General features: G+C 64.1%; 9 protein-coding genes and 1 pseudogene. 4 read left to right on the forward strand and 6 right to left on the reverse strand.

Going from position 1 to position 16,160, the window contains the following annotated elements; all coding sequences use genetic code 11:
• Positions 1-13: 13 nt before the first annotated feature.
• The 6 genes from GXP39_07655 to GXP39_07680 all read right to left on the reverse strand — a co-directional run bounded on the left by GXP39_07655 (position 14) and on the right by GXP39_07680 (position 7,892).
• Entirely contained in the window at positions 14-1,855 is a 1,842-nt protein-coding gene (locus tag GXP39_07655; protein ID NOZ27912.1) for a hypothetical protein, read from the reverse strand.
• 143 nt (positions 1,856-1,998) lie between these two features.
• Complete coding sequence (locus GXP39_07660) at positions 1,999-2,463, reverse strand: PEP-CTERM sorting domain-containing protein (protein NOZ27913.1); 465 nt, start codon at positions 2,461-2,463, stop codon at positions 1,999-2,001.
• A gap of 295 nt (positions 2,464-2,758) precedes the next feature.
• Entirely contained in the window at positions 2,759-4,348 is a 1,590-nt protein-coding gene (locus GXP39_07665; GenBank protein NOZ27914.1) for a glycosyltransferase, read from the reverse strand.
• A 2-nt stretch (positions 4,349-4,350) separates the two neighbouring features.
• Positions 4,351-5,400, reverse strand: a complete 1,050-nt coding sequence (locus tag GXP39_07670; GenBank protein ID NOZ27915.1) for a flippase-like domain-containing protein — start codon at positions 5,398-5,400, stop codon at positions 4,351-4,353.
• A 5-nt stretch (positions 5,401-5,405) separates the two neighbouring features.
• Positions 5,406-7,085 (reverse strand): polysaccharide biosynthesis tyrosine autokinase, encoded by a 1,680-nt coding sequence (locus GXP39_07675; protein ID NOZ27916.1) that lies wholly within the window; start codon positions 7,083-7,085, stop codon positions 5,406-5,408.
• A 132-nt stretch (positions 7,086-7,217) separates the two neighbouring features.
• On the reverse strand, positions 7,218-7,892 hold the full coding sequence (locus GXP39_07680) for a sortase (protein ID NOZ27917.1): 675 nt from the start codon (positions 7,890-7,892) through the stop codon (positions 7,218-7,220).
• A gap of 923 nt (positions 7,893-8,815) precedes the next feature.
• Between GXP39_07680 and GXP39_07685 the strand changes: the two genes are divergently transcribed.
• The 4 genes and pseudogenes from GXP39_07685 to GXP39_07700 all read left to right on the forward strand — a co-directional run bounded on the left by GXP39_07685 (position 8,816) and on the right by GXP39_07700 (position 15,706).
• A complete protein-coding gene (locus tag GXP39_07685; protein ID NOZ27918.1) occupies positions 8,816-10,015 on the forward strand; it encodes a radical SAM protein in 1,200 nt (399 codons plus the stop codon).
• Positions 10,016-10,189: 174 nt separating this feature from the next.
• Positions 10,190-11,116, forward strand: coding sequence for a GNAT family N-acetyltransferase (locus GXP39_07690; GenBank protein ID NOZ27919.1), 927 nt, complete (start codon positions 10,190-10,192; stop codon positions 11,114-11,116).
• 143 nt (positions 11,117-11,259) lie between these two features.
• Positions 11,260-13,920: a PBP1A family penicillin-binding protein gene (locus tag GXP39_07695; protein NOZ27920.1), complete on the forward strand. Its 2,661-nt coding sequence runs from the start codon at positions 11,260-11,262 to the stop codon at positions 13,918-13,920.
• A 1,525-nt stretch (positions 13,921-15,445) separates the two neighbouring features.
• Positions 15,446-15,706 (forward strand): annotated as a pseudogene (locus GXP39_07700) (hypothetical protein).
• Positions 15,707-16,160 lie beyond the last annotated feature (454 nt).

Genomic DNA, 16,160 nt, shown 5'->3' on the forward strand with positions numbered 1-16,160 from the left:
ACAGCCTCACAGGTTATCGACGGACAACCGCCAGAGGGAAGAACTGTCGCGTGACTCCCACGAAGACATCGCCGATGGCCGTGTTGTTGTCCGGGTTGACGTCACCCTCTACGCCCACCAGCCGGGCATACACCTGGTAATATCCCGGCGAGAGGTTCCGCCATACGATCTCCGCCGTCGCGTCGGATCCCGGCTGCTTCTCGACGATGTCGATCATCGTGCCTCCGCCCTGCGGATCGCCATGCCAGAACTCCACGGTGAACCCGGTGTCGCTGCCGCGTCCGCCGAGGCTTTGGATCCGGACGCGCACGGGGACGTCGATGGGAGCCCCCGTGGGCGTGAGGGGCGGCAGCGCGCCGGCGCTGGGAGTGGTGATAGCCAGATCCAGGGGCAGATCCACAGTGGTAGAGAGCGTGTTGTTGTCCTCGTTGGGCTCCTCGATCTCCCGGCGCGCATCCACCTGGAAGGATATCGTGGCCCCCTGCACGTTCGCCCGGGACCATGTGATGACGGCAGAGGCGTTGCCCTGGTAGCGGCTAGGCACGCCGGGTATGCTCTTCTCCTTGATGAGGGTTCCCGTGCCCACCGGGCCATCCCAGAATCGCACCCGGAACAGGTCTGCGACGGTGTTCCCCCAATTCGTCACCGTGCCTCGTAACTCGAGTTGGGTGGGCTCGATGGCCCAGATGGGGGACTCCAGGACCCGGTAGGTCAGGGACACAGGTTCCAGGTCGACATAGGGGGTGACGAGCGGGGCGGTGTAGGCCGCATACGCCTCTCCCATGGGGGTGATCTGGCCGGTGTCCGGGTCAAAGAGGGCTCCCCAGGTCGTCCCCCAGCCGAAGCTGTTGTCGTCCAGGCTATACCAGGCCCAACGTTGCACCAGCCGATTATCGTCGTCTGGCATGCCCAGTTCGCTGTCTCGCGCGTTCAGGAAGTAATTGAAGGTGTTGTACATGTAATTCCGCACACGCTCGAAGTCGTAGCCCAGCTCCTCGTTGAACAGGATCCCGTACTCGGAGACGATCAGTTCCTTTTTACGTTGTCCGTGGTTGCGCATCCAACGTCGGAAGCGCAGGACCTGATCCTGTAGCAGGTCCATACGGTCCAGGTCGCTGATCTCGATCCACAGCCCACAGTTGGCATCGATGCCCGGCGGGATGTCCGCTCCCCAGGCTCCGAGCTCGCGTGCGCCCGGCGGGGCGCACTGCAACACCTCCTCCAGGGGCAGACCCGGCTTCAGCTCTCGCAACACGAAGGTGTGGATGTTCCACACGTCGACGGGCATCGTCTCCCCGTACAGGCGCTGGTATTCGTCCCACACCATGTTCAGCCACTTCATGCGTAGCGGCGTGGCCTGGACGATGCCGCCGTTCGCGATCCGGGCCGTCGGATCGATGCTCTTGATCAGGTAGTAAAGTTCATGGTAGAGCTGGGCGTAGACGGTGGGGTGTACGCTGTCCTGGGTGTAGATGCGATCGGGCTCGTTGCCGATGAGCCACAGAGTGCCCGGGTTGTTGCGGACCGTCTCGACCAGAGCGTCGCCGTACGGGGAATAGGGAGTGTTACACGATCGGTACTGGCTATCGCACAGCCGGATGATCTGCACATATTCCAGGCCGGCCGGGTTCCTGGTGCGGGAGGTGGAACCCCAATTCACATACCATCCCGCGTGCAGCTTCCCCACGTCGAATCGACCGATGTCGGTGACGACGCCGAAGCCGAAACGCTCGTTGGCGGATGGATAAAGCGTGCCTTGCTGTGTGCCTGTGTCGGCGAGGGCGGGAGTCCCTCCGCCGACGAGAAATCCCAGAATCGTTCCCAATAAGAGAAGCGTCAGAGCCATCTGACGCATAGGACTTACCTCGATGAAGAAGTGGTGATGACAAAGCAAATGTGGGGCACCCCGCGCGCCGGCGCCCCACATCGCGTTTTTATATTTCGAAATCGGTAGAAATCGGGGTTGCCCGTTTAGTAGCACTCACCTCTTGGCCAACATTACTTGCGGCGTGCCCGCATCCGCAACCCCGCGTAGCCAGCCAGACCGGCCAGGCCGCTGCCCAGCATCAGGATCGTGGTCGGCTCGGGGATGATGGGGGGAGCCTGGAAGGTATCCCACGTGAACACGCCTTCGGCGCATTCCGCGTAGATGGTGATCGTCTCATCCAGCTCGATCGGACGGAGCAGGTTGACGACGAAGTTGCCGTCTTGGTCTACAAGACCTGTACCCAGCAGCACGCCATCGGGCCCACTGCCCGAGTAGATGTAGACGGTCACGTTGGCGCAACGGGTATCCAATTGCCCTCGAACCACCGTGTCGCCCTGGGTGGGTGGCGTGATATTCCCCGGGACGCTGGTGCTTGTGCCCTGCATCCAGGGGGCTGCCCACGCACCACCGAACGAGGAGAGCGCTAAGATGATGAGGATCACTGCCGTGATGAGGATAGAAGCGCGTCGGAGCATTCTCCTTTCTCCTTTCTGACCTCGAAGCTAGGGTACTGTCATGGAAGATAGCTAGGGTGATGATCGGGATAATGGAGTGTTTGCCGGGAGGATATACAGAACGGCGAGCGACCACCCCCCTTCCCCACCGATACCGGTACTCCATACCGGCGTTATGCTCATTTCAAGTTTGATGAAGTCGTGCCAAGTATAGCAGATTTCATTAGGATTGTCCAGTGCAAAACCCAGAAGATTTTGTAAAAAGCGTAAGGGAGAGAAGGTTATCCTTTCAGCACGAGAGGCGATCTCATTGACGCTACAAGGCTCCATCCCCTCGCCACACGGCGAAGATCGTCCGCCAGAGGATGGCCAGATCGCGTCGTAGCGAGTAGTGATCGATGTAGTCCAGCTCCAACGCCAGGCGTTCGCTCAGGCTGAGACGGCCGCGGCCGTTCACCTGCATGGGGCCGGTCATGCCCGGCTTCACCGCCAGCCGCCGTCGCTGCTCGTCCGTGTAGAGGCGTACCAGTCGGGCCTCCTCCGGGCGTGGTCCAACCAGGCTCATCTCTCCCTTCAGCACGTTGATGAATTGGGGGATCTCGTCCAGGCTCCAGCGGCGTAGCCAGCGCCCGACGCGCGTGACGCGGGGGTCCGGGGCGTCCTTGATCACGACCCGGTCCAGCTCCTCCGGGTTTTCCGGTTGGGGCGCGCTCCGCTCCGCCTCCGCGTACATGGTGCGCAGCTTGATCATGCGAAAGGGGCGTCCGTGCTCACCCACGCGCACCTGGGTGTAGAAGATGGGGCCGGGCGAGTCCAGTCGGATCGCCAGCGCCAGGATCGGGAGGAGCGGCAGGGTGAGGATCAGGCCTGCCAGGGCGCCGACGATGTCCATGAGCCGCTTGATGATCCGTTGCGATCCGGCGATGGCCGGACGCTGGGGCCCGGTGTAGCCGGCGAAGCGAATGGTGCCCACGGCCAGGCCAGCGCCCAGCGCCGCCGCCCGCACCAGCAGCATGGGCAGCGCGATCAGGGATACGGCGCGATCTCGACGCCAGGCGTGGCGGAGGAAGGGGATGGCGCTGAACGCGAACAGCCCGAACGAGAGCAGGGCTATCCACCCGAGCGGCGGCCAGAGGATCGCCCCGGCCAGCCCCAGCCCGCCCAGTCCGAGCGTGACAATCTGGACCTTCAGCGCCTGCGGGGTATGCGAGTCGCTCATCGCCTTCTCAGGCAGCCAGCGTAGCATCAACGCCTTCCAATAACCGATATGGTACTTGCGCCGGAAGTAGGCTGGGATGGAGGTTACGTGTTGGTGGTACACCTGTGCCTGGGGGACGAAGACCAGGCGATACCCTTTAGAGGCCAGGCGGAATGAGAGCTCCTGATCCTCCACGGTGGGGGCCTGAAAGGTCGTGTCGAACCCCCCGTTCTCCAGGAGGACCGCGCGGCGGTACCCGGCCGAGTACGTGTCGATGAAGTCGATGCGCTCGCGGCCGGCCATGCGCGCGTAGCGCTCCTCGTACTCCACCTGGACGAAGCGGGCGATGAGCTCCCGCTGGCGGGTCAGGTACGTGCCCTTGGCGCCGACCACGCCTGGGTCCGCCAGCGCCTCCAACAGACTACGGGCCCAATGGGGCGTCGGCTCGCAGTCGGCGTCCGTGAAGAGGATGAGGTCGCCTTGCGCCGCCTCCAGCCCTGCGTTGCGGGCCGCGGCGGGCCCGCTGTGCGGGATTCGGATCGTTCGGGCGCCCATGGCCCTGGCGATCTCGGTCGTGTCGTCGGTCGAGCCGTCGTCGACCACGATGATCTCGTAGGTTTCGGCGGGGATGTCTTGGCGATGTAGCGCCTGCAGGCATCGTCTCAGAGTACGGCTGGCGTTGTATGCCGGGACCACGATGGTGACCATCCTCAGGCCTCCAGGCGCGAGACCGGCGTCCGATGGGATTGCAGACTGACCCACATCAGGCTGATGACGCCCAGGATGATGAGCTGCACCACCACGATCAGATGCAACCACACGGCGAAGGCCAGCGCGTGCTCCCGTGGGATGCCGAATAGCCCCAGTCCCACCATGGCCAGGTAGTGGAAGATGCCGATCTTGGCAGGCGAGGAGGGGAGCGCACTGCCTGCCTGCAGGATCACCAGCAGGGCGATGGCGATGAGCGGTGAGGGGGGCAGGTTCAGCGCTCGCAGGAGCAACAGGTTCGTGCCTGCGGACAGCAGCCAGACGAGGATCGTCCATCCCAGCAGGGCGCCCATCTGAGGGGCGGAGTGAAGGGCCGCCAGCCCGGCGTGGGCGGCCTCCCATCCCCGGCTGAGAGGGGTTCCCCAGCGGCTGGGGAGGCGATCGAGCCCCCTCTGGATGAGGGGCTGCGCGCGCTCCAGGAACACGAGGGCGCCGATGAGGGCCAGGGTGAGCCCCACGGCGAGCGTGGCGAGCCCTCGTCCCCACGCGACCAGCCAGGAGGGCCATGCGATCGTGAGGAGGAGGCCGCTGAAGGTGACGAATAGCAGGATCAGGTCGGCCCACTTCTCTATGGCGATGGTGCTGAGGGAGAGGGCCTTGCTGTGCCCCTCCAGGCGCTCCAGGGCGTAGATGCGGGCGAGTTCCCCCAGCCGGGCGGGGATCAGCAGGTTCACCATCATGCCGATTAGCAGGGCGGGCGTCAGTGCCGCCAGGCTGGGACGCTCGCCCTCCTCTGGATAGAGCCCCCGCCAGCGGGCGGCCTTGGCCCCGACGGTGGCGACCACGGAGATGATGGCGAGGCCCGCCCAGGCCGGGTGGATGTCGCCTAGAGCCCGGGTTACCTGCCCGATATCGACCGTTCTCAGGGCCAGGTAAAGCGCTCCGCCGCTCAGGATCAGGCCGAACCAGAAGCGGCCGGCTCTTACTGCCTGGCCGGCCGCCGACGAGATGGTGAAAGGAAACGGAGATTCGTGATCCGGGTTGTGATCCAAGCTGACTACTCTCTTTGTTTCTCCGGCCGTGAGGGCGGTTTGCGGAACCACCGTGTCGCGATGCTGCGCCACCCTCGCCCATCGGCCTGCAGGCTCCGCCGCCGTCGGTAGCCGTTCTCGCTCTCGGAGTAGTAATAATAGTAGTAGTAATAATAGTAGTAGCCGGATCGTCCCGTTGCGAGCTTGTTCAGCGCGACGCCCAGGATGTGAGCGCCCACGTTGGTCAGCTCCTGGCATGCGCGTTGCGCCAGCGGCTGACGCGTCTCCCCGGCGTCGATGACCAGGAGCACGCCGTCGAGCTGGCGGGCCAGCACGGCCGCGTCGGTCACCGCCAGGGCGGGAGGGCTATCGAAGACGAGGATGTCGGCCTCCTGTTGGAGGCGCTGGATCACGTCCTGCATGCGCTGGGACCCCAACAGCTCCGACGGGTTGGGAGGCGTCGGGCCGCTGGTGAGGACCCACAGGTTTTCGACCTCGGTGGGCTGCAGATAGCCGTCCAGGATGGGATCCGCCCCGGTGAGCAGGGAGGTCGTCAGGCCCGCGGCGTTGGGCAGGCCGAAGAACTTATGCAGGATAGGACGCCGCAGGTCGGTATCGATCAGGATCACGCGCTGCCCTGTCTGGGCCATGACCACGGCCAGGTTCGCCGCGGTCGTGCTCTTGCCCTCGCTGGGGCTGGAGCTGGTCACCAGGAGCGTGCGGATGGGGCGATCGACGCTGGAGAACTGGATGTTGGTGCGCAGGGTGCGGTAGGCCTCGGAGATGGGGGATTTCGGCTCGCTGTGCGTGATGAGCTGTTGCGCTCGGCCATCGGTGCGGATGCGAGCGATGGCGCCAAGTGTAGGCAGCCCCAGGATCTGGGAGACGTCGTCGGGCGTCTTGATCGTGTCGTCCAGGTACTCGATGAGGAAGACGCCGCCGATGGCGAGCATGGCTCCTACGATGGCGGCCAGGAGGGTGTTGAGCAGGACGCGCGGCCGCACCGGGTAGGTGGGCACCTCCGCGGGCTCTGAGATGACGATGTTGTTGATGGAGCGGGCCTCCGCCAGGCGGATCTCCTCGTAGCTTTGCAGCAGGTTGGAGTAGCTGTTGCGATATTGCGTCAGCGCGCTCTGGAGCCGATCGAGTTCAGCCTGTTGTGCCGGGGTCTCCGGCGTGCCCAGGCGGGTGATGGCCTCCTGGGTTTTTGCGATGTCCTGTTGGATCGCCTCGATCTCACGCGCCAGGTTCTCCTTGGAGCTGGCGAACCGTCCCAGTTGCATGCGCTCGTTGCGCTCCGCGAAGATGACCGGGATCATGTTGGCGATCTCGGCCGCCAGCTCTGGGTTCGGGCTCTCCACACTGAGGCGGATGAGCTGGGTGTCCCGCACCGGCTGCACGGAGATCTCCTTTGCCAGCTCGTTGGCCTCCATGGGCAGGCCAAGCCGCTCGATCACCTGCTCCAGCACGGGACGGGTCTTCAGCAGCTCGGCATATGTGCGTGCCAGCCGCTCGCTGGTGAGGATCGCGGTGTAATCGTTCAGATCGGGGTTTTGCGCCTCATTGATCAGCAGGGTCACGGAGGCTTGGTAAATAGGGGTACTGTTGCGGCTGACCCAGTATGCCGTGCCGCCGGCGAGGATCGTACAAAGCAGGATAAGCCATAGCCACCGCCAGATGATGTTCGCGTATTGTCTGAGTTCCATGGGGTAGCCTGCGCTCCTTCTGTGTCAGTTTGATTGAGACAACACCCTGATCTGGGTGCCCACCATCTGGATGCGCGAGACACCTGGAGCTCTCAACCCGTTGAGAGCTTCAAGGGGTCCGTGCGTATCCGTTTATTCCTGCAGTTTCGCTCGCACGATCACGCGATGGGTGTTCGTCCAGAAAGGCCAACAGGTGATCAACGTCAGGCTGGGCTCATCCGTGGGAGCCATCCATTGGGCGTTCTTCCGCCGTTCCTCCTCAGAGGCGCCGACTTCCTGTAACAGCAGGACCTGTTCCACTTGATACGTATAATCACGCCCGTCGGCCGTGTAGACCTGGATCTCCGCTCCCGGGATCAGCCGGGGCTCCTTGCGATCGATATCCCGGCTGATCTGCTCGAAGACCTTTCCCTTGATATTATGGTGTCCGGAGATGACCACGTTGCCGACCTGCCCCGGATTGGCGCTGTTGACGTGATGGCCGGCTGCGTAATCGGCGGTTTGCCACTCGCTGCGTCGTTCCTCGCCCTCCCCCACGATGTGCCATCCAACCTCTACGACGGGTACGTCGATGCCAAGCGCGGGGATCACCAGGCGTACCGGTGGGCTGTCAGGCGTCGGTGTGGGGGGGATATGGGATACGCCCTCCTCTTGGATGGGCTTCGTTGGGACAGGGGTCGACGTTGCCTGTGGGCGCGGTGTAGAGGTCGCGTCGGTGACCTGCGAGACGGTCTCGGTGACCGTGGGAAGTGCCTGCTCGGGCTCCTGCCGCGCACTGCATCCTACGATGATGCCCAAGAGCAACATGAGGCTGGCTGCAAGCAACCTTATCAATGGTAAGAATTGGTACGAGCGGATCTTTCGTATGATAGGCATCTGCTTTTTGGTGATGATCCCGCATCCCAGCCGGCGAACCCGTGTCCCGCTCTCTACAGTACATGTCAACGTGAATCGCAAAAGGCTACCAGCGTATGCTATTATATCCTAGCCAGAGCGAAAAGGCAATACGTTTGCTTACCTATGTGGGTGGACGTGATTTCCCCGTGCCGCTCGTTTTCCTGGCTCCCTCAAAGGTTTCCATCTTTTTTGGCTCGTGTGTGTTAGAGCGTGCCTGAGGATTTATCGGCAAGGTGTCTGAGGGGTCTCCCCCAACGACCCGCTCCACAGGGGGAGGTGTGGAGGGGACCTCCCCTCCACGGGAACCCCCTCGCTTTTCCGGCATGCACCTGCCTTTCTCGGTCCTTCCCAAGAGATCCAGGCCGAGGCCGGGCAGGTCGAAGGCAGGAGAAGGACTTTTTCCACCCCACAGCAGAAGCAACGGCGTTTCTCAGACACACTCTTCTTGATCTTCACGTGGTGAAAGAAACATGCGGGCCGCGTCATTCATTTCGGATAAGTGGGGGCAACCCACCGGGTCGCCCGTTGGTATCAGGTTAAGCGATACGGAAGCGTGGCCCCACATCTCTGGGGTGGCTCGGAGGGGAAGCCCCTCCCCTTTCAGGTGTGACCGTCTGTGGAGGGAAAAGCGACGGCGGGGACCTCGCCCACGCTGTTCAGTTGATGCGAATAGGGCGACTCGCCAGGTCGCCCTACAGAACCCTGCTATTTCCTGAAAACCAGGGTTCATACCATAGGTTGACGGATAGCACATTTGTTCTTATAATGAGGATGTAAGGATGGGTGACACAGAGGAGGGAGCTCGCGAGCAGGTGAGGTAGAGGGAGGATCGGATGCTCGTAAAGGCGGTGGTGGACGTCCGTGACCGGGTGTCCTTGCTGAGTCAGGCCGCTCGATATGACGCCTGTCCGGAGGCCGGGCGGGTTGTCTCCGCCCCGCCCACGCGGGGGGCGAGGGTGCCCGCGGGATTCCTGCCGGAGCAGCGGGTCTCGCATGTCCTCGCCGGGGGACGGCGCATGCCCGTGCTCAAGATCTTGCAGACCAGCGCCTGCGAGCGGAACTGCTTCTATTGCCCCTTCCGCGCGGGTCGAGGGTTCCGCCGCGAGTCCCTTTCCCCCGACGACCTGGCTCACACCTTCGATCAGATGACCCGCGCCGGATTGGTGGAGGGGCTGTTTCTGAGCTCCGGCATCCTGAACACGACCCGCAGCATGGACCAGATGATCGCCACCGTCGAGATCCTGCGCCGGAAGTATGAGTTTCGCGGGTATGTCCACCTGAAGCTGTTGCCCGGCGCGGAGGCGGCGCACATCGAGCGGGCGATCGCGCTGGCGGATCGGGTGAGCGTGAACCTGGAGGCGCCGACGCCGGCTCGTCTGGCGCGGCTGGCGCCTCGCAAGGAGTTCACCCGTGAGCTGTGGGATACGCTGCACCGCGCGGCGGCTCTGATTCGGATGATGCGGCGGGAGGGGCGACCTGCCGCCCGCGCCGGCATCGTCACCCAATTCGTCGTCGGGCCCGCCGGGGAGAGCGATCGGGAGCTGTTGGCCACCGTGCAGGCCCTATACAATGCTCAGGTGCTCTCCCGGGCGTACTTTAGTGCCTTTTCCCCCGTCCCCGATACCCCGCTGGAGGACCATCCACCGACCCCCTCACTGCGTGAGCATCGCCTCTATCAGAGCGATTTCCTCCTCCGCTACTATGGGTTCCGCGCCGATGAGTTGGTCTATGATGAGGATGGCCATCTCGTGCTGGATCGGGATCCGAAGCTGGCCTGGGCGCTGGCGCATCCGGAGCGGTTCCCGATCGAGGTGAACCGGGCGGGGCGTCATCTTCTCCTTCGCGTGCCGGGCATCGGCCCGCGTTCGGCCGATCGCATCCTCGCGGCCCGTCGCTGGGGGACGCTGCGCGATCTGGGCCAGCTGAGGCGTCTGGGTGTGAATACGGAACGGGCGGCCCCCTTCCTCCTCCTGGCCGGGCGCGCTCCGGCCGTTCAACTCCCGCTGTTCCCCGAATGGCGCGCCGCATCCTGAGCCTTGGGCGTTCCGAACGATATATTCTTGACGAAATTCCCCTTTTCATGGCATACTCTGTTGCGAGCCATCCTGATGGTGAGCTCTTTGGTGGGAATTGTGTGTGATCGGGCGTTCACACGATAGCAGGGCGGCTGGCGCCGATAGGGGATGATGACCCAGGAGCCCTCGGCGATGCACGAGATTGAAATCCAGGTCCGCCCGGCGGCGCAGGAGGATCGAGCTCGTATTCTGGCGTTGCTCGATCAGGCTCGTCGCCAATACGTGGCCTTTGGCCTCGAGGACCTTTCCAGCCTGTTGGCTCATCCCACCCACATTTTCGTCCTGGCCGATACGGGGCCGTTATTGTGGGGGATCGCGTGCGCCACGGTGCGGCCACGTCCGGTGGCCCCCGGTGAGGAGGCGTCGGTCAACTGGAGCTATCTGCGCGGGCTGGCGCTAACCAACGGCTGGCGTGCCGAAGTGGGTGTGTGGACGCTGCTGGAGGGCCTGCGTGTGGGGCTGCAGGCCCGTGATGCCACGTATCTGGTCGCCTATGCCACTCAACCGTGGATGGTACATCCTCTGTTAAAAGCGGGGTTGCGTCCCGTTGAGCACATCATCACGTATGAGCGTACTCATCGGGCGTTGCCCAAGTCCGTGCTTCCCCCTCATGTCCATATCCGCCCAGCTCGCCCGGATGACGTGTCCGACCTGACCCTGCTGGATGCGGCCGCCTTTGAGCCGCTATGGCGTTTGGCCAGCGGCGAGCTGATCGGGCTGCTGGTGACCAGTGGGCATTTCGTCGTGGCCGAGCGCGCCGGGAGGCTGGTGGGATACGTGTGCAGCGACGTGCAGCGCGGCCTGGGCCACGTGCATCGTCTGGCGGTGCATCCCGATGTGCAAGGGCAGGGGATCGGCCGGGCCCTGCTGGCCGACGCGCTGGCGTACTGCCAGTCCGCCGGTGCCTCACTGGTCACGATCAATACGCAGCAGAGCAATGCTCGATCGGATCGTCTGTATCGTCGGTTCGGATTTCGGCCGATGCCTCGGCGGATTCCCGTCATGATGGGGGAGATCGCCGCTCGCGAAGGGCAGATCGCGCAAGATCGGCCGCCGTGACGTCGTGTAACCGGGGAGATCGATCGGCCTGCGGCTTTTGAGCCGTTGGCTTGGGAACCCTCGGGAGGGGAAGACGTCTCTGATATGTACCCAGCGGGGGTTCTCTAGGCGCTTCAAGTTCATGCGATGAGTGAGGCGTGGAGATGAGCCGACGAGGCCGATCGATTCGATTTGGGTGTTTCATCGTTTGCATTATAGGGGTGATGTTGTTCGTCGCCTGTGCGGACCTTCTGGGGCCCGCACGTGTCCATGAGAGGACGCAGGATCGCCTGATCGCGGCCGTCGAGTCGTATATGACGGACCTGCCGGGGCCGACGCCCAAGCTGTTCCTTACCACACGAGTATATGATCGAAACGGCGTGCTCATAGGCGAGTTCTGGGACGAGGGTCGTCGCTACTGGGTGCCCCTGGAGCGCATCGCCCCGGCCTTACGCCAGGCGACCATCGCGACCGAGGATAAGACGTTTTACACGAATCCGGGCGTGGACTGGGCGGCCATCGCCCGCGCGGTCTTCCAAAACACGACCGAGAGGGAGATCGTCTCCGGGGCCTCCACGATCACCCAACAGTTGGCGCGGAACATCGCCTTCACGTATGAGGAGCGCATCGCCCGTTCGCTCGATCGCAAGGTGCGAGAGGCGGCGCTGGCGCGGGAGCTGACCCGGCGCTTTACCAAGGATGAGATCCTGGAGATGTACCTGAACGTGGTCTATTATGGGCATCTGGCGTATGGCGCCGAGGCGGCCGCCCGCACGTACTTTGGAAAATCGGCAGCTGAGCTCACGCTGGCCGAGAGCGCTCTGCTAGCCGCGCTCCCTCAGGCCCCTCGTGATCTGGATCCTCTGGTGCCGGGGAACCTGGAGCGGGCGAAGGCGAGACAGGGGCTGGTGTTGGCGTTGATGGCGCGCAACGGATTCATCACGCCGGAGGAGGCGGCAGCGGCGTATTCTGAGCCATTGGAGTTCCGCCCCGCCGAGGTGCCCCGTGTGGCCCCCCATTTCCTGGTCTACGTGCGGCATCTCTTGGAGGCCCAGTACGGGAAGGACGTGGTGGCTCGCGGGGGGCTGACGGTGATCACGACGCTGGACACCCGGCTCCAGCAGGTCGCCCAGGAGATCGTCCGGGATCGGGTGGAGGAGGTGCGGGAGCGTTATCGTCTGACGAACGCCGCCCTGGTGGCCTTGAAGCCGGGCAGCGGCGAGATATTGGCGATGGTGGGCAGCGTGGATTTTTACAGCCCGGACATCGATGGGCAGGTGAACGTCACGTTGCGCCCCCGGCAACCCGGGTCCGCCATCAAGCCGATCCTCTATGCGCTGGCCTTCACGCGCGGCTACAGCCCGGCCAGCTTGATCTGGGACGTGCCCGCGGAGTTCCCGCTGGCCGACGGAAGCGTGTATGAGCCGGAGAATTATGACGAGAAATTCCATGGCCCGGTGCGGTTGCGGGATGCGCTGGCCAACTCCTTCAACGTGCCCGCGGTCAAGTTGCTGAACCAGGTGGGCATTCCCGACATGTTGGATCTGGCCCATGCGATGGGGATCCAGGGGTTGGATCAGCCGGCCAGCCATTATGGCCTGTCCCTGACGTTGGGGGGCGGGGAGGTGACGTTGTTGAGCCTGACCAACGCGTTCGCCACGTTGGCCAACGGTGGCGGATATGTGCCCCCGGTCGCCATCCTCGGCATCGCGGATCGGGCGGGGCGTACGGTTGTGCGATATCAACCTCCCCAGCCCAAGCCGGTTGTGGACGCCCGGGTGGCCTATCTGGTCACCTCGATCCTGTCGGATAATGAGGCGCGAACGCCCATGTTCGGAGCGAATAGCCCGTTGCGGTTGAGCCGTCCCGCCGCGGCCAAGACCGGCACGACGACGGACTGGCGGGACAACTGGACGGTGGGGTACACGCCGTATCTGGCCGTCGGCGTGTGGGCGGGCAACAATGACGGCACGCCCATGCAACACACCTCCGGCCTCACCGGCGCGGCCCCCATCTGGCATGACTTCATGGAGGCGGTGTTCGCCGATCCGATCCTGGACGCGGCCGTCCGCTCGCCGGACGATCCGCTGGACTTCCCTCGGCCTGAGGGGATCATTGAGGCGCCGATCTGCGAGCTCTCCTCGCTGAACTTCGGCCCCGACTGTCCGGTCACGCGTTCCGAGCTCTTCATCGACCCGACCATCCCGATCACCATCGGCGTGCCCGGCGGCGAGATCGCCGCCCGGCCGGTGGTGACGGATACGGCGGCCATGATGGCGTCGCTGGATCCGGCGTGGACCGTCAGGCAGGTCATTCGCCTGGCCCCCGTGCAGGGGCCGGATAAACCCGCCCCGCTCCTGTGCACGACGGAGCTGGGGGGAGAGCCCATGGCCGTGATCCGGGTGCCGGAGGATCCGGAGGAGGCGGAGCGCGCTCGGGAGTGGGCCGCCCGCGCGGGGATCCCTGCCGAGCCGCCGCCCTGTGATGCCCAGATCGCTCGCGATATGCCGGGCGTGGTCGCCTCGGCCCGCATCACCTCGCCGGAGGCTGGCAGCGTGATCACCGGCCCGGTCGCAATCCTGGGCTCGGCCGTGTTCGACCCGAGGCAGATCCAGTTCTATAAAGTGGAATTCGGCTATGGCCATAACCCCACGGACTGGATCACCATGGGGGATGTTCACTCCACGCCGGTCGCCAACGGCTGGCTGGAAACGTGGTATGCGGATGCCCTGCCACCCGGCCCCTATGCGTTGCGGGTGGTTTTGGTAAAATGGGACGGGAATTTCCTGGCCACTGCGCCCGTCCCGGTGCAGGTTCAGCGTTAGGCCCACCGCTCGATGGGAGCGAGCAGGCTCGCTTTGGGCGTGGGATCGAGATGCGGATTCGGTGGCGATAGGGGAATGCGCCCTGCGATTCGGGATACGGAGCGTCACGTTGGGAGGCGTCGCTCATTTGCCAGGCTGCGCAGGACCGGATCTGCCAGGATAGGGAGCGATGATTGCATCCGTGCAGCACGCGACCTTTATCGTGGCAGACCGTCATACCTTTTAGAGCGCTTGCTTTTACTCTGTCATCTTCCCTGCAAGCGTCGCTTCTCTGGAATAGGAGGACAACCTCATGAGATGCCAAGCCTTGCGACCTCTCCAGCTGTGGATCGTGTTTACTTTGATATTGGCCTCCCTGTTCATGTGGGGGGGCACATCCTGGGCGCAGGATCAGGTACTTCCCCAGCGCGTCGTCGCGGAGCGCGCCCAGAGCCCTATGGCGTGTCAGGAAGTGGTGACGAACGGCGGCTTTGAGGCGAACCTGGGATGGATCTTCCCGATCACGCCGGCCACGGGCGCGTACGATACGGCGGTCCCTCATACCGGGTTGCGGAGCGCCCGGCTGGGCTTGTTGCCCGACATGGAGTTGACCAACCCTGAGCTGGTCAACGAGGTGCAGCGCAACCTGTTGGGCGAGGCCGCTCCCGCAGGGGCCGCGTATTCCACCGTGTACCAACGCATCACGATCCCGGCCGATGCGGAATATGTGACGCTCTCCTACTGGTACCGGCCGGGCACGGAGGCGACCAGCGGCGACTGGCAGCGTGTGTTGCTGCTCACGGCCAACTATACGCTGCTGAAGGACCTGACCGGCCAGCGCCTGGAGGACACCAATCAGTGGACGTACGAGGTCTTTGACCTCACCCCCTATCGCGGGAGCACCATCGTGCTGTACTTCGAGGTGTACAACAACAGCACGGCCTCTACCGGGCGCACCTGGATGTACGTGGACGACGTGAGCGTGCAGGCCTGTGTGCCGTCGCCTACTCCCCCGCCGGTCCTGGCGGAGCTGGCCTGCTACGATGGCGCGGAGCCGACCACTGGGTACGTGGACGTGGATCGAGCCCTCACCGCCGATGAGCTGGGCCCCATCCTGGGCCGGACCGTCTACCTCTCCTTCGAGGTGGATACCGATAACGACGATCTGCTGACCTACGGGTTCCTGGATGACATCGGCTTCCTGATCGGAGAGGAGGGGGGAAATCGGCCTCCCGATGGGGCGGAGGTGGATCTGATCGCGAACGGGGGCTTCGAGACGGGAGACTTCACCACCTGGCAGATCTATGGTAGCGGGCTGCCGCCTGAGCTGGTGCAGGCTTCCGAGTTCCCGGGGTACGTGCGGAGCGGTTCCTATGCGGCCATGCTGGGCGGGTACGCGGACGCGCATGACTGGATCCGTCAGGTGATGGTGATCCCGGACAGCCTGGCCAGCGCCCGGATCCGCTACAGCTACTACGTCGTCGGCAGTGAGTCGGAGTCCGGGCAGGATCAGGTGTGTGTGCGCCTGCGCGCCGCGGATGGCCTGCCTGCTCCAACCCCGACGCCCACGCCCACGCCGACGGATACGCCGACTCCGACGATGACGCCGACGCCCACACCGACGCCGACGGACACGCCGACCCCAACAGATACGCCCACGCCGACGGATACACCGACGCCGACGGACACACCGACGCCCACCAGCACGCCGACTACGGAGGCGGCAACCCCAACACCGACTCACACACCCACGCCCACGCCTTCGTCGGCGCCTACGGTTCCGCCGTCCAATGGGCCATCTCCCTCCATCTTCAAGGTGTTCATACCTTCCGTGTCGATGGGGCTGATGTTGCCGTTGGGCGCGGCGGCGCTAGGCGTGGTGTTGCTGCGGCTCTTCGGCGACTCGAAGAAGAAGAAACGATAATCAACGCCCTCGGGCTCTCGTCGTAAGGTTTCATTCATCGGAGGACGCCGGGCGAAATCATGAGGCCCGGCGTCCTCGCGTTTTGGATTTGCTCTCAGAGTGTGCCTGAGAAATGTTGTTGCTTCTGCTGTGGGGTGGAAAAGTCCTTCTTCTGCCTTCGACCTGCCCGGCCTCGGCCTGGGCCCTTCGGGAAGGGCCGAGAAAGGCAGGTGCAGGCCGGAAAAGCGGAGTTTCCGTGGAGGGGAGGCCCCCTCCACACCTCCCCCTGTGGAGCTGGAGTTGAGGGGGACTCTCAGACATCTTGCCGGTAATTTTCAGGCACGCTCTCGGAGTGTGC

The sequence above is a fragment of the Chloroflexota bacterium genome (assembly GCA_013152435.1).
GTDB lineage: Bacteria > Chloroflexota > Anaerolineae > DUEN01 > DUEN01 > DUEN01.